Annotated in this window: 13 protein-coding genes; 12 read left to right on the top strand and 1 reads right to left on the bottom strand. The window is 26.7% G+C overall.

Annotation, left to right across the window (positions count from 1 at the left end; genetic code table 11):
* On the top strand, positions 1–1284 hold the full coding sequence (locus tag KQS_RS07660; protein ID WP_014388618.1) for an HlyD family secretion protein: 1284 nt from the start codon (positions 1–3) through the stop codon (positions 1282–1284).
* A 36-nt stretch (positions 1285–1320) separates the two neighbouring features.
* On the opposite strand, the gene KQS_RS14010 is transcribed toward KQS_RS07660, so the two are convergent.
* A complete protein-coding gene (locus KQS_RS14010) occupies positions 1321–2463 on the bottom strand; it encodes a hypothetical protein (RefSeq protein ID WP_051149667.1) in 1143 nt (380 codons plus the stop codon).
* 1056 nt (positions 2464–3519) lie between these two features.
* On the opposite strand from KQS_RS14010, the gene KQS_RS07650 reads away from it, so the two are divergent.
* The 11 genes from KQS_RS07650 to KQS_RS07595 all read left to right on the top strand — a co-directional run bounded on the left by KQS_RS07650 (position 3520) and on the right by KQS_RS07595 (position 20798).
* Entirely contained in the window at positions 3520–4281 is a 762-nt protein-coding gene (locus KQS_RS07650) for a hypothetical protein (protein WP_014388615.1), read from the top strand.
* Positions 4278–4724: a hypothetical protein gene (locus KQS_RS07645; protein ID WP_014388614.1), complete on the top strand. Its 447-nt coding sequence runs from the start codon at positions 4278–4280 to the stop codon at positions 4722–4724. The genes KQS_RS07650 and KQS_RS07645 overlap by 4 nt, the downstream gene beginning before the upstream one ends.
* Before the next feature lie 393 nt (positions 4725–5117).
* A protein-coding gene (locus KQS_RS07635; RefSeq protein WP_242400756.1) for an IS3 family transposase occupies positions 5118–6292 on the top strand; the annotation gives its coding sequence in 2 pieces (ribosomal slippage) (positions 5118–5385 and positions 5385–6292; 1176 coding nt in all).
* Positions 6293–6821: 529 nt separating this feature from the next.
* On the top strand, positions 6822–7160 hold the full coding sequence (locus tag KQS_RS07630) for a MobC family plasmid mobilization relaxosome protein (RefSeq protein ID WP_014388613.1): 339 nt from the start codon (positions 6822–6824) through the stop codon (positions 7158–7160).
* A 4-nt stretch (positions 7161–7164) separates the two neighbouring features.
* On the top strand, positions 7165–8115 hold the full coding sequence (locus KQS_RS07625; protein ID WP_014388612.1) for a relaxase/mobilization nuclease domain-containing protein: 951 nt from the start codon (positions 7165–7167) through the stop codon (positions 8113–8115).
* 6 nt (positions 8116–8121) lie between these two features.
* A complete protein-coding gene (locus tag KQS_RS07620; RefSeq protein WP_014388611.1) occupies positions 8122–8307 on the top strand; it encodes a hypothetical protein in 186 nt (61 codons plus the stop codon).
* A gap of 249 nt (positions 8308–8556) precedes the next feature.
* Positions 8557–9069, top strand: a complete 513-nt coding sequence (locus KQS_RS07615; protein WP_041252047.1) for a hypothetical protein — start codon at positions 8557–8559, stop codon at positions 9067–9069.
* A 23-nt stretch (positions 9070–9092) separates the two neighbouring features.
* Positions 9093–9485 carry a hypothetical protein gene (locus KQS_RS07610; protein ID WP_014388609.1) on the top strand — a complete coding sequence of 131 codons (393 nt, stop codon included), beginning with the start codon at positions 9093–9095 and terminating at the stop codon, positions 9483–9485.
* A gap of 310 nt (positions 9486–9795) precedes the next feature.
* A complete protein-coding gene (locus KQS_RS07605; protein WP_014388608.1) occupies positions 9796–11568 on the top strand; it encodes a T9SS type A sorting domain-containing protein in 1773 nt (590 codons plus the stop codon).
* A gap of 152 nt (positions 11569–11720) precedes the next feature.
* A complete protein-coding gene (locus KQS_RS07600; protein WP_157868408.1) occupies positions 11721–12323 on the top strand; it encodes a hypothetical protein in 603 nt (200 codons plus the stop codon).
* An 84-nt stretch (positions 12324–12407) separates the two neighbouring features.
* Complete coding sequence (locus KQS_RS07595; RefSeq protein ID WP_041252045.1) at positions 12408–20798, top strand: SpvB/TcaC N-terminal domain-containing protein; 8391 nt, start codon at positions 12408–12410, stop codon at positions 20796–20798.
* Positions 20799–20983: the final 185 nt, after the last annotated feature.

The raw sequence follows: 20983 nt of genomic DNA, 5'->3' as shown, positions 1-20983 counted from the left end.
ATGCCAAATCATAACGAAATAGAACTCAGAAGCGAGGAAGTTCAGGATATATTAACTAAAATTCCACATTGGATTATTCGATGGGGCTCTTTGGTAGTTTTAGTTATTTTACTGCTTTTATTTTTGGTATCTTGGATGGTTAAATATCCAGATATAATAACTACTGAAATCACTATTACAACCCAAATCCCACCTGAAAAACTAGTTGCTAAAACATCTGGTAAAATTCAAGCTATTTTAATTGATGATAAAGCAATAGTTAATGAAAATACACCATTAGCAGTAATAGAAAATGCGGCCAATTATAAAGATGTATTTCTTTTAAAAGTCATCACAGATACGATTTCTTTAAGTAATTCAAAATTCCCTTTTGAAAAATTACAAGCGGCACAATTGGGAGAAATTGAAAATAGTTTTGCTATGTTTCAAAAAGAGTATATCGCAAGCGAATTAAACAAACAATTACAACCTTATAAAGTTGAATCTAGTGCGCAAAATTTTGAAGCCAAACAACTAAGAGATCGATTAGAACTTTTGGAGGGACAAAAAGATATTAATCAATCAGAACTTCAGTTATTAAAAACTGATGTTGAGCGTTATGAGAAATTGTTTAAAAAAGGTGTCATTTCAGTTCAAGAAATCGAAAAGCAACGATTGGTTTATTTGCAAGCAGAAAAGAACTACAAAAGTTTATTAAGTTCGATTTCACAATTGAAATCTTCCATTAACGAATTGAATAGAAGTAGTAAAACAACCGTAATAAATGAAAGTACCACTTCAATTAATTTAGAAAGAAGTGTAATGCAATCGTTTTACCAACTTAAAAAAGCAATTAAAGATTGGGAGTTAAATTATGTCTTTCGTTCATCAGTTAAAGGTACTGTTTCCTTTTTACAAATTTGGTCAGAAAATCAAACCATAAACGCAGGAGAAAACATGTTTGCCATTATACCTTCAACTGAAAAAGGCTACATTGGAAAAGTTAAAGCCGTAGCTCAAAACTCAGGAAAATTACAAATCGGTCAAAAAGTAAACATTCGATTAGCCAATTATCCAGATAGAGAATTTGGAGTAATCGAGGGAAAATTAAAAACAATATCATTAACTCCTGATAAAGAAGGCAATTTACTTTTAGATATAGAACTTCCAAACGGACTCCAAACTTCATATAAAAAGCAAGTCAACTTTCAACAGGAAATGACTGGAACAGCTGATATTATAACAGAAGATTTACGTTTATTGGAAAGGTTGTTATATCAGTTTAGAGATGTTTTTAGGAGGTAATTTTTTTTTTTTTTAATACTTACTTTAACATATGATTTATTCAAAATCATATGTTAGAGTAAGGTTTACGAATTTATCTTTTTTAATCAAGTTGTTGTATCTTTTTCTGATTTTTTCAACCTCTTTATCTTCCTCATTAACATCATCTCTTGTAATTGTATAATGTTTTAGAAAAGATAAAATATCTGGATTTTTAGTTTTATCCTCTAAATTTTTAAAATCACTATTTTCAATAATTATTTTAACTTCATCCCAAAAGTTACTTTCTTTTATTGCTCTAAATTCACTTTTCCAAATATCAGTTAATCCTGTTTCTTCAAATAAACTTCTGTAAACGATATAAGTTTCAGGCATGTGTAATATTTCATAAAATTCATTTACATCTTTACCGAACGCTCTCTCAAAGAAATTTCTTCCAGAAGCAACAATGCCTTTTGTTACATTTAAAATTGATTGAATTGCTCTAATATATTTTTTATTCCAATGATTTCCAACATATTCTCTATGTTTAGCATCTTCACCAAATAAAGGAATATATTTCATAGGGAACGAAAATATGTGTAAATTTAATTCTTCTGCCAATTCAATATTTATTTCCATTCTTCTATATAATTCTTCTGGTTTATCCTTGAAATTATATAGTAGATAATTTGACAATTCTTTAATGTCATATTTAGCTGCTAATCTAACAGCATTAACATATTGTTTTTCCATACCAAGATAATCAAATGCTACTCGAAGTGGTCTTATTGGAATCTCACTCATCTTGTTCATTAATTCATCAGTAACATACCTAGCATCTGTTCCTTGGTTAAAATCGACATATCTAGCTTTTGCAGTCTTATCTCTATATTTTTCAAACAAAGGATTTAGTTCTGGAAAAGAATTGATTAAATTTTCTTTTGTGGTGGTCTTTATATTTAAAAGGTGGTAACTATCTAAAATGCTTCTAAACTCCTCGGCTTTATCTTTGTTTTTAATTCTTTTAGTTAATAATTCATTTAATAAATAGAAGCATTTTTTTATAAATGCTATATCATTAAATCCTTCTTTTAAGTTTTTAATAGCAATTTCAAATTGGTTGGGTTCAACAAAAGTTGCTCCTTTATAGAAACCCATTGCTTTTATTTCATCAATGATCTCTACAAATTGAGGAGATGCAAGTACATTATTATCCATCAGTAATAAATTCTGTTGTTCTCCAAATCTATCCTTTATTTCCTTAAACTTGTCAATAGTATTAATTTTTGGTTTGTATGTTGGTTCGAGAATAGGAACAGAACAAAATGAACATTTGCGAGTGCACCCTTTAGTCATAAATGTAAAATAAGCACTACCTGTAGGGTATTTATAATCAATTTCATCAAGAATTGAATAATCTAGAGGTAAATCGTCTATTATTAAGTGGAATACGAAATTGGTTTCTTCGAAAATGGTATATTATAAGAGATTTGGTATCAGCCAATAGTCTTGAAGCTAATGTGATGGACGCTTATATTTATTTAATGAATAACTATGAATTCGGCAATCAGTAAATTTTCAACGTATTTACTGGGCTTCCGAGACCAAAATTTACTAGTTTTTTATAAAATCGTGTTCAATTTCGTGTTCAGGAATAGAACTTGATTAATAAATATTTCTGTGTTTTTTCTAATTGTAAAAATAAGAAATAAAAAATTAAAATTTTGATTGTTTTTAAAAGTTCTTAAATTTGAAAATAATGAAAAAAATAGAATTATATAAGATCTGTAAATTGCTCATCCTTTTTAATTGTTTTATTCCTAATTCAATCGTGAAGTACTGCGGTTTTTTCTTCTTCGCTTACTTTTCAGTGCAATTAAAAGTGTAGCTTATGAATAAATATTTTGTATCAAAATTAGTTTAGTTGTTTGCAATTTAATAAAACTAATTCAAATGGTTATTTAAATCTACTTCAATTAACATTGAAATTTTTTATAATAATATTATAGAATAATATTTTTTTAAATAATGTAGGTTATGTAAAATATTTATACAAATAACGTATGTAAATAAAAATTTTAGTTAAGCGACATTTTTTTAAATGCTGCAATTCAAAATTAGCATATCTTTTTTAATTAAATATATCTAAAAAATCTATATCACTATTCAAATTATAGAATTACTTTATAATATGTTTATATATTTAACTATTTTTTTAATATTAAGTCTTAAATTTTTATAATTGCAGAGAATAATTTAACAAAATTAAATATCATGGTTTATAATGTTTTAAAGACTAATGAATTTGTACATATCAATTTTCATGATATTGGTAGAAAATATCTAGCTAATTATAATGAAAATGATAAAGTTTTATTTACCGATAACGAACTCAAATCAATTTTATCATTAATTTTTGCTTACCAACTTCACTTGCCTGAATTAGAAAAAAATAGTAAAGAAGAAAGATTAAAATTTTTAAGTGAACAAAATTACTATTATAAAATTTCCAAAGAATTTGGTAGGTTGTTATTAGAAAATTTAGAAGACTATAAATTAGAATGGTTTAATGGACTTAAAAAGCAATCATTTAGCCTAGTAAAAGTTGGAAGTGATAAAAACTTGAATGAGTTTGTTGAGGAAGCTTTAATAGATCAAATGAATATAAGACAATGGGAATATGGGAAATATTTTTTTCAATCCTATTCAAATATTTTAGATTCTTGTATATCACATATAAAGATCAAAGTAAATCAAAGTAATAAAAATTCAGCAAAATTTTGGGACAACTTATATGATAAAATGGAAAGCATCAAAGAACCTATTGAAAATTATGAAGCTGTTCTATTGGGATTTTACATCAAAAGCAAAATAGAAAAACAAGATTTAAATATGCAAAATTATTTCTTATTGGGAAGAATTTCAAGTCAAAAGATGTACTATTTATTCAAAAGAGAACAAAACTTAAAACAAGCTCTGAATGAATTACTATCACTAGATCAAAAATTGAAAATCAAAAAAGGAAGAAGACCATGATAAAAACAAATCTTAAATTAGTTTTTGACATATTAAAACGAACAGACATAAGTATTGAACAAATTTATGTTGAAGGCGAATTATTTACTGTTGAGCAATTGAAAAAAATACATGAATGGGTTGATAAAAACAAAGAACTTTACATTAATATTAATATCAAATATAAATATTTTGCATCACGAAGAATTGCTCTAATTGTACTTTTAGAAGAGGATTTCTATGATAAAAAAAATTATGATTTTCAAGATTTAACTAGATATGAAAGAATAGCATCTATTCGATTTGAAGTTACTAACAAGAACAAAAAGGATTTAGATACACCAGAAAAAGTACATCCTAAAAACCCATGTCTATATTATGAAAATTTTGAATCAAATCAAAGTAAAAGACAATATAGAGCAGCTCTTAGAAAAATATTAGAAACTCCTTTTCATTTTTTTTGAGAAAGAGGAGGCTATAAAATCACTTTCAAATACGTTTGAAGATTTACAAAATTGTTAATTTTTTTAATCAAAATCTGATTAAATTTTGGTTCTATTTTGTAATAACTTTTTAAAAAATTTTATAAAAATTCAGATGTTTTTTTATTAAAAATGTATTTTTATATTAACTGTTTTAATCAAATAAAGTTTTCTCTCAAATCAAATCCAAAGCGGGGTGTGGGGTGCAACCCTGCCAAGCCATGCGACCAAAGGGAGGTTTTTGCTATCAAAAACATGGCTTGCTTCATGACAACTTATATTTTTTTAAAAAGTATAGTCACTTGAAAATATAAAATGTGGATATACTAATTTAGCTTCCAGTATGAGTTAAGAATAAAATCTTATTTTTAACATATGAAACGAGAAAGAAAAATCTATGATCCAGCTTTTAAGACAAAAGCAGTTCAATTAAGTAATGAAAGAGATAATATTTCAGAACTGGCAAGAGAACTAGGAATAAAAGTTAGTTTACTTTATAAATGGCGAAAAGAATACGAAGAATTTGGCGAAGGCAGTTTTCCTGGAAAAGGAAATCTTAAACTAACACCAGAACAAGAAAAGATTGTTGAGCTTGAGAAAAAGCTAAAAGATGCAGAACTAGAACGTGATATATTAAAAAAAGCAATCGGCATTTTTTCCAAGAGCGGTCGATGAAATATAAATTCATTAAACATCATGAATATCTATTTTCGATTGAAAAAATGTGTAAAGTGTTAGAAGTTGGTTCTAGTAGTTATTATAAATGGAAAAGCAAAACGCTTTCTAAAAGAACAATTAGAAAAAACGAAATAAAACAACAAATAACAACCATTTATTTTGCCTCAAAACAACGCTATGGAAGTCCAAGAATCACTATTGAGTTAAATACATTGGGCTACAAAATATCAAGAATAACAGTTGCAAAATATATGAATGAACTTGGTTTAAAAAGTAAATTAAGTAAGAAATTCAAAGTTACCACCGATTCAAAGCATAATTATTTAGTGGTAGAAAATGTGTTGAATAGAAACTTTATGGTTGCTAATCCATCAAAAGTTTGGGTATCAGACATCACTTATATTCAAACCAAAGAAGGATTTTTATATCTAACAACAATCATCGATTTGTACGACCGTAAAATGATTGGTTGGAGTTTAAGCAACACAATGAATACTGAAGATACAACTCTCTCAGCGTGGAAAATGGCTATAAAAAATAGAATCGTTGAGAAAGGATTGATTTTTCATTCTGACAGAGGAGTTCAATATGCAAACAAAAAATTTGCAAATACAATTGAATCTTACGGAGTAATTAGAAGTATGAGTAGAAAAGGAAATTGTTGGGATAATGCAGTAGCAGAAAGCTTTTTTAAATCATTGAAGACCGAATTAATTTATGGCAATAAACTAATAACTAAAAAGCAAATGGAACTGGAAATCTTTGAATACATCGAAATTTGGTATAATAAAAAAAGACGCCACAGTTCATTGAATTATAAAACAATCGAAGAATTTAATAATCAAAAAAACATTTACAAAAATGTAGCTTAACTTAAACTGTAATTTTTATTTGCATATCCAATAAGTTTAATTTAAATAAATTAATACTAAAGTACATTAATACAAAAGTATATTAATACAAAAGTATATTAATACAAAAGTATATTAATACAAAAGTACATTAATGCAAAAGTAAATTAATAAAAAAGTATATTAATACATAAGTACATTAATACATAAGTACATTAATACATAAGTACATTAATACATAAGTACATTAATACATAAGTACATTAATACAAAAGTATATATATACAAATATATTTATATGTATATATACAAAAATACATTATTGTATTTTTTACGTTGAACAAGTTAAGAGTGTTGATTGTTAAAATAGTTAGAGAGAACGATTAGCAAAATATCATTTAATATTGACTTTTAGCCGTAATGTTTTTTTGAATACGGTTAACCGTTTTTTTTATTTTTTACCCACTTAAATTTGTCCTATTAAACAAGTTTAAGTGGGTTTATTATTTTGGATTTGACCCAATAATTATTCAAATTAGAAATAAAAAGTATGGCACGACCAAGAAAGAAATTAGATGAAATCAAGTTATTTCAAATAAATCTAAGAGTTACTTTAAATGAGCAAGTTCAATTAGAGGAAGTTGCTAAAAATTATGGTTTAACTGTAGTTCAATATATTAGACGAAGAGTTTTACAAAAACAGTTGCCAAAATTCACAATGTCAGGATTACAAAGAGATTTGCTTATTGAACTTTCTCGAATTGGGAACAACATCAATCAAATGTCAAAAAGAGTAAATCAAGGAAATCCTAATTTAAAAGGATTAGAAAGTGAATTATCGAGTTTACACAAACAATTAAACGAAATTAAAAATCAATTATTGATATAACTATATGATAGCCAAGCAGATAAAGGGTATTGATTTCTGTAATGTTTTGAAATACAATCAAAATAAAGTAGATAAAGGTGAGGCTATTATATTGGATTCCAATTTAGCATCTAGTTCGGTTATAAAACAAACCAAAGAGTTAAACGTGGTTCGGCAGCTTAAGCCCAACTTATCAAAAGCAGTTTATCATGTGAGTTTGAACTTACCCTATGAGGACGCAAATAAATTATCTGATGAGAAATTCGCAAACTTAGCAAGAGATTACCTTGAAGGAATGGGTTTCAAAGATAGTCAATACGTAATATATAAACACTTTGACAGGTATCATTCTCATATCCATATAGTTGCGAATCGTGTCAAGTATTCTGGTGATGTAGTAAGCGATTCAAATGATTATAAACGTAGTGAAGCAATAATTAGAAAATTAGAGCAGAAATATAATTTAACCGAATTCGTTCGAAAGGAACAATCTAATGTTTTATCAAAAGGTGAAATAGAAAAATGTTTACGAACTGGTGATGTGCCAGAGCGTTTAGAATTGCAAAATATTTTATTAGAAATTCTAAATCAAGATTTGCTGATGAAAGATTTTATTGTTAAGCTGAAGTTAAAAGACGTTAATGTCAAAATCAATCAAAGTTTAACAACAGGATTTATATCAGGAATATCATTTGAATATAAAGGAATTTTCTACAAAGGAAGTAAAATACATAAAAACTTTTCTTGGAATAATATTAAAACTAAAATTATAACAGATGAACAAAACAGAGACCATTCTATTATTCCAGAAGTTAATGCTGGAAATAGAACAACTAAAAAAGAATCAAATGGTTTTAATGGAAGCAGTTCAGAATTTTCATCAAAAGAACGTCCAAAACCAAATGATACTAGACAAGAAATTAACACTACTGTTAAAAGTGTAAATAACAAACCAAGATTTAGATTTAAAAGTTAATCAATAGTGAAAGCCGAGACTGCATTAAGTGTAATTCAAGCCCTTCCAGAATCGGAAGTAGCTCGCTTGTATAAAATGCTGGGTGTGCAGTCTCCTTTACATACTAAAACAAATAAATCAAAAAAGAAAGCTCTTATTACTGATGCAGAAGCAACAGAATATTTGCTTAAAAAGTTAAAAAGATATCCATAGAAAATAAACTTTAATTTTAATTAAACAAAAATTTTATTTCAAAAGAATGTCTTAATTTTACAGTAATAAATTAATATTAATCGCGTAAGCTATTAATTTGGCCAAAGAAAACTCGGAATCTTCTTAAAAACCAAAATTAATAGGCTTATGCCCGTGTATAATACTTGCGTGGGCGTAGTCTTCTGGTTTTTGGGTATCCGAGTACCTCTTTGGCTGTTGATTATTGTCTCACGCATTTTTTTTACATACATGAAAGACAACAAGTCAAAACCGGCGCATAAGTACGAAGTCCTTATTCCATTTGTTAATTTATTATTATTTGATAAATTTGATTCTCTAGATTCAGATTCTAAAAAATTATCTGATTTTTTTATTGAAGCTGTTAAAACAAGTAATCCAACTAAAATAGAGGATAACTTCTTTACAAAAAGAGTTTGTTTTTATTTAAAAGAATTGTCTCCCAAAGGAAGAAAACATTTATTTAATGTTATTTTTAATAATGATATTTTTATTAATACTTTGACTATTGGTAATTTGTTAGAAAATGGATTGTCACCAGATGAAAAAAATACATTATCAATTCAAAATAAAATTCTAATTGATTTATTGAGTTATAAAGAAGAAGCAAAATTTAGTAGATCCTTAGTCTTGTATTTTATTTTACAATTTGAGTTTATTTTTTATTTTGAATTTTCAGACTCTAAAATTATAACAAAATCAGAATATATTGATATAATTAACAAATTAGGTAGTTTTAAATAACTAACTTTTAAATTAAATTTAATATGGAAATAGAAAAAAAAGATGTGCTAAATTGGTTTTGGAACTTTAGACCAGATTTAACAGTTGATGAAGAATATGTTGAAAATTTATATAAAGAATTTCTTCAAGCTAACAATAAATTATCTTTGGATGAAATTACTTTTTATGGATTTGTAGTTACAAATTATAAATCAGAAATAATAGACTTTATTTATTCGACTTTAGAAGAAAATTGGTCAGAAGTTTATGAGAAATGGGAAAATGAAAATACAATAACTTTTCATGTCAAAAAATTAAAGGAATTAATTGATTCTAAAGACCCATTGGAAAATCAAGAAGAATACCCTCATTTAGAGTTTAATGAGGATAATATTAAAGGTATTTATTTGAAAATAATTAGTAATTACATTGAATAATATGATTATTGCTTAATAAATTAAAAATATTTCTTTTAAAAAGTTTAACTTTTTACATTCTGATATTAGTAAAGATAACTTTCCCAGACTTGTTATATTGATACGTCTGAGGGCTGGCTAATTATTGATAATTATTTATCTCTATTTTATTGTATTTTTTTCTATTTACATTCTTTTTGAATTATGGAGTAGAAATTCAAACTTCTTTTTAATGTAAAATAGGTAGAATTACTTATTTTAATAAACAGGAAATTCTACCTGTTTTTTTAGTGAGAATTTTTATATATTTTTGCGCAAAAAAAAATATTTTATGTTAAAAAAATTCTCTATAGTTTTTATCTTTCTTCTAAGTTTGAATTCTTATAGTCAAACAGATTTTATTAAAAACAATGCAACTTTATGGCTGAAAAACGATACTGTTTCAAATTGTTTAAATTATAATTACAATTGTTCTTTGGCTCAATTGGAAAGTAATTATAATATTTATAGTAATCAATTTTCGTTTTTTATTGCATTTAAATCAAACACTGAAATTGAGAAGAATGTTGTTTCATTAAAGTATGGTAACAAAACTATAAAAATCACAAATAAAAATGTCATTAAACAAGCAGATAATGTTGCCGTTTTAGATAATAATAAAAGTACTAAAATAGTTAGTTATCTGCATAATGATGCGAGTTTTAATAAAAAAGGAAAGCTAATTTTAGATTTGTTAAATAATCAGGTTCAAGGTGATGATATCTTGGAAATTATTTTCATTCCTAAAGTAGTAAATAAATTCCATAAGGAAAAAATAGAGACTTATTTATCTTTAAAATATGGTTTTTCTTTAGAAGAGAATCAATACTATAGAAATTTCAAAAATGATACTTTATGGAATCCTAGTTCTTTAGCATCTTTTTCAAAGGATGTTACTGGTTTGGGAAATGATAGTGATAATTTTTATAATAGTAAAAAGAGTTATAATCATAATCTTAAAGGATTAGAAATTTCTACTGATAGTATTTCTTCTAATAATAATTATGTTTTATGGGGGCATAATGGGAAATCTAAAATGATTGCGAATCATAATGAATTGTCTATAGAAAATTACAAGATTTGGCATTTTAAAAAATATTTAGATTCTACTAATAACAAACTATTTAAGATAAAAATAAGTAAAGAATTATTGGATAGTGTTATTGATACATTATTAGTAAACGAAAGAATTTATTTATACGTATCACATATTAATTCTCAAGAATCAATTGATTTGTTTTCGGGGCAACACTATGTTGGAGTATTTAATTCTAATAATGATGTTATATTTAATAATATTAATTTTTTAAATGACTCCAGATTTATTTTTATTAAAGCTCCAGTAATGAATCTTTTTTCAAGAACATTAAGTAAATGTGGAGAAACTACCCAACTTCATTTAGATTTTGTAGAAGGAAAATATCCTTTTAATATTTTAGTAAGTAATGAAAAGTTTAGTAAAAATTATTTTGTTGAGAATTCTAATTATATCATTAATGATTTACCTGAAGGGAAATATAATGTTGAAGTAACAGATAATTATAAAAATACTAAAAAGATTCAAGTTGATTTGAAAAATGAAAATAAATTTCAAGTAATATTAAAAGAAACTTGGAATTTAAATGAAAATAATTTAGTTACTATCGTTCCAGAAATTGTAAAATCTGATAAAAAACTACAGTATACTTGGAAGAAAGATGACTTAACTCTAGGAATAGAAAAAACAATTCAACTTGAGACAGAAGGTGATTATGTTTTGGAAGTTACTAATGGTGTTTGTAATGAAAAATTCAATTTTAAAGTAGTTTCAAATAAAAATAGTAGTATTTCGTTGTATCCGAATCCTTGTAAAACAAATCAAGAAATAACAGTCCAACTTGCAGAGAAAAATAATGAATTTGTTGAAGTTAAGATTAATGATATCAAAGGAAAGCTAATTCAACTATTAAACTACAAAGATTTAAATACTGATATAATAAAACTACGCTTTGATTTTTCAGGTGTTTATTTCGTTCAGTTGAAAACAAAAGATGATAATAAAGTATTTAAAGTCATTATTAATTAAAAAAATCAAATATAGTTCTTATTTATTAATAAAAATATATCCTATAGTTTATGTATCAATTTTTCAAAAATAATAGAACAAATAAATTTTTTATTTATTTCTTATTGTTAAGTTTCTTTAATTCTGGATACTTTGCATATTCAAATGAATTAATGAAGAATTATTTCAAAACGAAATTAAACAAAAAAACAGAAAATAAGTATATAGGTTCGAGACAGCCATTTTTTGACTTATCAAATGTTACTTTTAATGAGCCAAAAATGAATGTTAGTGAAGTCGAAAAAGCTAAATCAGGAATTAAGTTTACTACTACTACTACTACTACTACTACTACTACTACTAATAATAATAATAATAATATAGTTTACACATCAGATTTGAAAGAAGGGCTAATTGGAATTAATAAGCAAGGTGATTCCGATATAGTTTATGACAATATTTTTAAAGTTAATATAGACGACAATAATTTTATTGGGAAAGATTTTTATTTAACATACGATATCAAGGGAATTGATAAATCAACACTTCCATCAAGATGTTTTAACTTTAATCAAGTTGTTGGAGGTTATGTTGTGAAATTTTCTAAAGAATGGCAAAATGTAGAAGAGAAAATTGATATTTCTTGGTTAAAAAAAGGTATTAATACCATTTATTTTACTATCCCTAACAAAGCGCAATATAGTTACAGAATTAAAAACCTAAAAATTTTTACAAAAGAACAAAAAGATAATCATATTATTGAGTTAAAAAGTTAGATTGGTTATAAAGAAAAGGATAATAACATTTACCTAAATGGCTTTTTAAATTCACATAATCAATTAGAAAATTCAGGTTATAATTTGTTAGCTAATGATAAGCCAATTAAAATTACTAATAATCAGTTTGAAGAAAAGCTTTTAGATTTTGATGATAAAAATTTAGAATTAAAATTATTTAAAGATAAAGTATTAATTGATAAAATTGAAGTAAAAGTTAATCAGTTTATTGTTGCAGATAGAAATTATGCATTAGAGAATTTAGATTCTAAGATAAATTTGATTAGTAGTTTAACTAAGAATTATGTTGAATATGAAACAAAAAAATATTCTATTAAAGAATTAAGACAAATTGATATTCCTCAGTTCGAATCAAATTTTGTTAATGTTACTAAAAATAAAACAGCCTACCGAGTAAATGATGTTGAAGTAAAAGATTCTTCTGCTTTTAAATTGTTTATAGAGTATGATTCTTTATTAATTCCGAATGGTTATACAAAAAAAGATATTAAAACTTTTCGTTTTGATAGTGATTATAAAAAATGGCTTCCTTTAGAAAAAGATACATTAATAGAAAGTGAGAATATAATTGTTTCATTATCTAATCAATCTGGTGATTATGTAAATGGAATTATTCAGACCCCAGAAAGCCCACAAACAAGTTCATTCACACCAACAATGATGAGTGATATTAAAGCTGCTGATCCAACATCTGGTATGACATTGATAAGTCCGCCGGAAGTTTCTCAAAAAGGTGAAGCAAATATAGGTTATCCAATTAAAATTCCATCAGGAAGAAATGGGATGCAACCAAATGTAAGTATTAATTATAATAGTGATAGTGGAAATGGCTGGTTAGGTGAAGGTTGGGGAATAAGTACACCAGCGATAACATTAGATACAAGATGGGGTGTGCCAACATTTGATTCAACAAACGAGTCAGAAATATATATGATTAATGGGGAACAGTTAATGTATCCGAAAGTTAGGCTTTCAAAAATTGTTTATGAAGATTGGATGCCAAATAGACACATCTTATTTAATGGAGTTTATCAAACTATTCCGCAAGTTAGAGGGACAATTGAAAAACAATTTACTACAAGGAAACAAGGTGGTTTTGCCAAAATTGAAAGAAAAGGACAAAATCCAACAAATTATATTTGGAAAGTTACCTCAACTGATGGAACTGTTAGCTGGTATGGAGGAAAAGATAATGTAGAGCCTAATGCAGTAATTAAAAATGATCAAAATAATATTGTGCATTGGTCTTTATACAGGGTTGAAGATGTTAATGGAAATACTATAAATTATTATTATAATAAACAAATTTATTCAGATGGTAATGGAGTTAATGAAAACTTGAATGGAGGTTTAGTTTATAATCTTAGTAGTATTAAATATACTGGACATAATGGTTCAGATGGTGTATATTGTGTCGATTTTATTAATGAAAGTTCTATTACTAGACCTGATATTTCAGTTTTTACAAAATTAGGGTTAAAACAAATTACACCTTTTAAACTTGACAAAATTAAGGTTTCTTATAACAATAATCAAATTAGAAGTTACAAGCTTGATTATGTTTTAGGTAAATTTGAAAAAACTATATTAAAAAAAATTATAGAGCAAGATAATAATAGTGTCAATCTTTATGAACATACATTTGATTATTATGATGATATAGCTAATGACATTCTTTTTGAAAAGTCAAGGGAAGAATCTTTACCCAATATTAATCCTGATTATTTGATAGATTTTAATCCAAGTTATTTAAATACTAGCCAAAAAACAGAGTTTAGTTGGGATGTAAGACCGGCAATAGGTTTAGAATGGCCGTTTTATAAAACGAACAAACCTAATAGATCATTTACTATTGGTGTGCCTTTTGGAGAATCATATCAAAAAAGTAAAGGAAAGGTAACTTTTTCAGATATCAATGGTGACGGTTTAGATGACATATTGTTTAAAAAAAATAATAAATTATATTATCAACCAAGACTCAGTTCTGAAGTGTTAACATTTGGTAGTGATATAGAATTACAAAATATCAACGAATATTATAAATCAAATGGTAAAACAAAAACTATGTTTGGGGAATCTTTTGATTTCATGTTTTATGGTTTATATGTTGGTAAAAAAAGATTTAAATCAAAGGAAACAACATCAATATATTTAAATGACAGTAATGGTGATAATTTACCTGACATAGTAAGGGATGGTGTAGTTTATTTTAATAATGGTGCAAATACTTTTGAAACTTCTTCTGAAAATACACCAAATATGTTGATTACGGCAGATGTTTATCAACCTGAAGAATTGCCTGATCCAGAACAAGAGTTAAATGATTTTGATTATACAAAGTATGACATTGTAAGAGTTTGGGAAGCACCATTTGATGGTAATATTACAATTTCTGATAATGTAACTTTTAATCCTACTTCAAATAATAGTTCATTATTATATACTATTGAAACGCAATTTTCAGAACCGAACTCAATTCCTTTTAGAGTCTATTTAAAGGAATTTAATAATTCAGTTATATCTGATAATATTGTTATTTTAAATTATTCTGGAAATAATCCACCTTTAGGAAATAATACAAATGGTTTGTTTGTCAAAAAAGGACAAAAGTTCTTTTTTAGAGTTAGAAAAAATACGGATTTTGAAAATGATACTTTACAGACATCTCCAGTAATTAATTATATTGGTAATGATGTGTATTTGGATGCAAATGGATATAGTACTAAAGTATATGACCATTCAGAAGGTTTCAAATTAGATTCAAATGATGGAGAAGTTTTAATTGAAGAAAGTGGAAATGTAAAAATAAGCTGGGGAGATATTCCATTAAATTTAACTGATGATGTTAAATTTAAAATTACATATAGAGAATATAATGAGCAAGGTTCAGTTGTTAATGAATCGGTAATGTATGAATACGATTACTTTGCTAATACAAATATTATAATGTATGGCGAAAATATTATTCAAAATTTTAATATTGGAAATGGTAAATCCAATATTGGTTTTTATTTTGATGTAATTTCTGACTCGAATGTTAATTGGAATAATGAAAATTGGTATCCAAAATTTGAATTTACACCAGTTAATACTTCTTCGCCAAATGGATTTATAAAGTATGCAATACCAACACATACAATATATCAAGAAGCTAATGATATTAATATTAGAAATCTAGGTTCTAGTTTACAGACTCAATATGAGTTTAAATGTACAAGTGTAAATTATCAAGGTACAAGTAGTACTAATACATATTATGTTAAACCAATTTCTCCAAGTAGCGTTTCTAATCCATATTCATTTATATCATCTGATAATGGTTTTTTTACATTTGTTGTAAAGAAAAATGGTATTCTTTTAGGGAAAAGGAAAATTGCAATAGTAAATGGAAATTATATTATTGATGATGAAACACCAATTGCTTTTGTTTTAAATAACTCTACTGAATTGCCTAGTTTGTCTTTTGAGTATTATGTTGATAATAAAACAAATTTGAGTTTATTTTATAAATACACGAATCAAGTATCATATGATTTAAATTGTGCGACAATAACTAGCGGTTTTAATTTTATTCCTAATGCAGCTAATATTATTATTGGTACTTCAACTGCGTTTGCAAATGGAGAGCTCACAAGTTCATTGTCTGATTTTAGAAGAGTTTTAATTTATCCAAATACTAATTTAAATTATAGATTAGGTGGGATGCATAGAAACTGGGGTCAATTTATTTATAATTCTAGCTTTAATTCTAATACAAATATTCCTTCTGATATTCATGGTAAACTTATAGATGTTTTAGACCTTACTATTGATGAGAGTCAATTAAATTTTTTAATATCTGGTTGTGATATTTATGCAGATCCAAATGCTTACGAAAATTGTGTAAATAGTTCAATGAATGGTACTTTAAATTTACCTGCTGATGGTACAATTAATATTGGAAATGTTGAGCAAACTACAGAGGACTTATTAAATAATCCAGTTTTGAGTAATTTAAATTTTAGTCTTGCATTTATGTCAATGTTTGCTAAGATTGAGCTTGATCAAAATAATACTAGAAGATGGGTTTGTGTTTTTGATAATGAATATTCTCAAGTTGATTCTGTTAATTGCGGAAGTGGTGAAAATGGTTATTTTCCTGAGGATTACTTTGGAAGCGAAGGAGATGAAAGTGAACCATTACAACCAAATTTATTTACAGGAATGTTTGGAGTAAATAAAGAGCATCGTAGTGTCGCGGTCTCTTATTCAGCTGGTTATGGTTCTATTAATGCCTCAAAAAGTAATTCAAGATATAGTAATTTATTATCAGATTTTATTGATATAAATGGAGATAGATATCCAGATGTCTTAACTACAAATTCATTTTACAGAACAGCAATGACAGGAGGTCATAGAGATTTGAATTCGGCCTTTGGAATTACAAATGCATCAAGTAATGATAACTATGCAATGGGTTTAAGTCGTGAATTTCCTATTGCTGGAAGAGGTGGTACTAAAACAAAAAAACAAGATAATGGTAAGCCAACTTTTTCTGCAGGGTTAGGATTAAGTTTGAATCTTGGAGGTAATAATTCTGAAAATCAATCTTTTATTGATATAAATGGTGATGGATTAGTTGATATTTTTAATGTGGAAAGCGGTAATAAAATTAAATTTAATTATGGAAATTCATTTAGTTTATCAAATGAGAATTTTAATTATGTATCTCCTGTTTTGTCTAAGCCTTCTCCATTAAATGCCCCATCTATCAACATTGGTTTTTCTGGAAATGGAAATATTCCTTTTTCAGTTTCTGTAGGGATGTCTTCAACTTCAGGTAATACAAATAACTTTTTTATTGATTTAAATGGTGATTCATTACCTGATTTATTGACGTATGATACAGCAACTGCTTCTGTGAGATTTAATTTAGGGAATAAATTTTCAGATACTCCATTAAGTATTAAATATGATACTATTTCACCACTTCTAAGTATGTTAAATAATAATAAATTAACATCCCTTTCTGCGCAAGGAAGTTTTTCAAAATTTTGGGGTAGATGTATTTTTTATTTATGGATTCCAATAGGATGGTTTGTTATACCAATTCCGTTAGTGTATTTTAAAGCAGGTTTTACAATAGGAGGTAGTGCAAACTTATCAATTTCAGAAAACAACAAAGAATTTAGAGATATGAATGCTGATGGTTTCATTGATTATGTTCAAAATAATGATAATTCAATTACTGTATATAAATCGAGAGTTGGTAGAACCAATAAACTTAAAACAGTAATTAATCCATTAGGGGGTAGTTTTACAGTGGATTATGCAGTTCAACCTGTAAGTTTTGATAATCCACATGCAAAATGGGCAATGTCTTCAGTTACTGTTAATGATGGAAGAGATTTGGTAAACGATGGAGTTGACAGTTTCACTAAAACATTTAAGTATGAAAAAGGTAAATACGATAGAAGAGAGCGTTCGTTTTATGGTTATGAAACAGTTGAAACTCATGAAGTTTTAGATGCATATACTACAAGAAAATCGGTAGTAAAATATCATAATTCTAGTTATTTCTTAGAAGGATTAGTAAAAGAAAGTGCAGTTTATAAAGTTTCCAACAATGTTTCTGAGTTATATTCTAAAACAGAAAACACGTATCAAGTAAAAGCTACTAATTCTAGTGGGTTATTAGATATAAATGGTACTTATTCTTTAAATTTTGATGTTGGAGGAAAAGAAGGTCGAAGACAAGCGGGGGTACTTTTGACAAAAACAGTTAAAAAAGTTTATGAATTTGGTTCAACACCATTAACTTCCGAAATTGAATTTAAATATGATGGTTATGGTAGAGTTGAAGAGTATATCAATAAGGGAGATATTACAAATTCAAATGATGATTATAAATCGGTAATAAGCTACCAAACAGGTTTAAATAATAACCTTATTACTATTCCTAAAAAAATACAAGTATTTACAGGTGGTACATTCGCCAATTTAGTAAGAGAACGAGAAATAACTAATGTGAATGCAAATACAGGAGCAATTTTGTCTTTAAAGAGTAAATTGAATAGTACTGATTTTGCAATAACCAATATGACTTACGATGCTTATGGTAATTTAAAAACTATTTCAGGTCCTTCTACAAGTTTTGGTCAAATGACTTATACTTATACTTATGATAATATACTTAATAAATATTTGATAGGTGTTGAAGATGCTTTTGGTTATCATTCTTCTACTCTTTATGATTATAATTTTGACACTGTATTAAAAAGTACCGATATAACTGGTAATGAAATAAATTATACTTATGATAACCTTGGACGTTTAATTAAAATAATTGCACCAAAAGAAGCTGGAAATACAGATCCTTACACTATTGCATTTGAGTATATGCCAACGTACTCACAAGTTGAAGCTAATGAATTAGATAGTTTTGTATCAACAACTAATTTTATACCTTTTGCTGTAACAAAGCATTATGATGCACAACATCCAACGGATCCAATTGAGACAATAAATTTTGTTGATGGTTTAGGTAGTAATATTCAAGTTAAAAAGGATATTGAAGTTAATATAGGAACTTCACAATTGCCTGAATACGAGCAACAAATGTCTGTTTCAGGTTATGTAACTAAGGATATTCGAGGTAGGGTAATTAAAACATATCAACCAAGAAGTGAAGGTAAAGATGAAACAATAAATTATTTGATTAATCAAGCGGCAACTCCAAACACTTCATTTAATGAAGTTGAGTATGATGTTTTAGACAGAACAACTAAAACTATAGATATGGAGGGTAATGTAAGCACTATGAGTTTTAGTATTGAAAATGATCCTTTTGGAATTTTATCATTTAAAACGAAAAGTATTGTGGATCAAAATGCAAGTGCGCAATTAATTAATGAAACGTTTACTGATATTAATGGTAGAAATATTTCTACATTGAATGCAGGTACTATAAAAACGAAATTTAATTATGATGCTATTGGACAATTAACGTCTTACACTGATGATCAAAATATTAGTACTTCATATATTTATGATTTAGCAGGAAGAAAAATACAAGTCAATCATCCAGATAACGGTACAACTAAATATATTTATGACGTAGCTAGTAATTTGGTTAGATTGCAAACAGCTAATTTGATAGCACAAAACAAATCTATAGAATATACTTATGATATTAATAGAATAATACAAATTAAATTTCCAGATTTATCTGGTATAGATAATATTGCTAACGTAACTTATAGTTACGGATCGTCAACTAGTGGTAATAGTGCAGGTAAAATTATTGAACAAAATGATGCTACTGGTAAGCAAGAATTTTCATATGGTAATATGGGAGAAACTAATGGAATTAAAAGAACAATTGTAGCTCCAAACTTGCCTACACGTGTCTTTATTACAAAATTCAATTATGATAGTTTTAATCGTATTCAAGAATTAACTTATCCTGATGGAGAAAAAGTGGAATACTATTATAATTTAGGAGGTAATTTAAATAGAATGTCAACTTTACTTAATGAAGAAGGATATGATTATATTAAACAAATTGATTATGATTATTTTGAGCAAAAAACCTATATGAAGTATGGTAATAATACAGAAACATTTTATACCTATAGTCCAGCGCAGAGACGTTTGCAAAATTTAAATGTAAAAACGGCAAACGGACAAAATATGTTTAGCAATAATTATAGCTATGATAAAGTTGGTAATGTTATAAATATTGATAATTTGGCTACCTACAATACAGGAAATAAAATGGGTGGTGTATATCATAATAAATATGAATATGATAATTTAAATAGGTTAACATACGCGGAGGGTAATTTTGAAGGTTTTATTTCAAGAGGTACTGGTTTTAATAGAAAGGCATATAATACTTCAATGGTTTACAATACTACTCATGGTATTGTTAAAAAACGACAATTACATACTTCGCATGGATATATGCCAATTTATGACAATAGTTATACCAATAATTATGACTATCAAAATGGTTCACATAAAGTAATTAGAATTACAAATGTGGAAAATAATACTTCAGAGTATTTTAAGTATGATAGTAATGGTAATATGATACAAAATCAGAATGATAGTAGCTACAGAAGAATGTATTGGGATGAATTTAATCGATTGAGAGTAGTTTATGATAATGAACAATTGATGCAACATTATATATATGATGCAGCAGGTGAGCGTGTCTTAAAAGCAAGTTCAGAGGTTGAATCAGTTTTCGAGAATGGTCAAATAGATGGAGTATCTGCTACAATGGGATTATATACAACTTATGTTAGTCCTTATGTTGTTATTGATGCCAATCAACACTATAGTAAACATTACTTTAATGGTACACAACGTGTAGTTTCAAGATATGGTGAACAACATGTTAGTATCTTTGAAGAAAATAATTTACTTTTAGCAGCGCCAAATAACTTAAGTGAGAAAAATAAAACCTAAAGCGCAACTAGTTTTGATGATTTAAAAGCCAAACAAATTGCTGATTTTAATTATTATTTAGGAAAAGATTCATCGTCTTCAAAAAAGAAAGTCAAAGTACAATATAAGGACTATAAGAAAACAGATCAACCAATAGAAAATAATACAGAAAAAGTAGCAGAGCAACAAATACAAGCTGCGCCTAC

The organism is Flavobacterium indicum GPTSA100-9 = DSM 17447 (genome assembly GCF_000455605.1).
Classification (GTDB): Bacteria; Bacteroidota; Bacteroidia; order Flavobacteriales; family Flavobacteriaceae; genus Flavobacterium; species Flavobacterium indicum.
The sequence above is the reverse complement of the archived record's forward strand: the minus strand, read 5'-3'. Positions and strand labels throughout refer to the sequence as shown.

Coding starts and splice junctions, on each gene's coding strand:
- KQS_RS07625 (WP_014388612.1), top strand. CDS start 7,165: ATGATAGCCAAGCAGATAAAGGGTATTGATTTCTGTAATGTTTTGAAA.
- KQS_RS07630 (WP_014388613.1), top strand. CDS start 6,822: ATGGCACGACCAAGAAAGAAATTAGATGAAATCAAGTTATTTCAAATA.
- KQS_RS07605 (WP_014388608.1), top strand. CDS start 9,796: ATGTTAAAAAAATTCTCTATAGTTTTTATCTTTCTTCTAAGTTTGAAT.
- KQS_RS07645 (WP_014388614.1), top strand. CDS start 4,278: ATGATAAAAACAAATCTTAAATTAGTTTTTGACATATTAAAACGAACA.
- KQS_RS07610 (WP_014388609.1), top strand. CDS start 9,093: ATGGAAATAGAAAAAAAAGATGTGCTAAATTGGTTTTGGAACTTTAGA.
- KQS_RS14010 (WP_051149667.1), bottom strand. CDS start 2,463: ATGGATAATAATGTACTTGCATCTCCTCAATTTGTAGAGATCATTGAT.
- KQS_RS07660 (WP_014388618.1), top strand. CDS start 1: ATGCCAAATCATAACGAAATAGAACTCAGAAGCGAGGAAGTTCAGGAT.
- KQS_RS07650 (WP_014388615.1), top strand. CDS start 3,520: ATGGTTTATAATGTTTTAAAGACTAATGAATTTGTACATATCAATTTT.
- KQS_RS07600 (WP_157868408.1), top strand. CDS start 11,721: ATGAAGAATTATTTCAAAACGAAATTAAACAAAAAAACAGAAAATAAG.
- KQS_RS07615 (WP_041252047.1), top strand. CDS start 8,557: ATGAAAGACAACAAGTCAAAACCGGCGCATAAGTACGAAGTCCTTATT.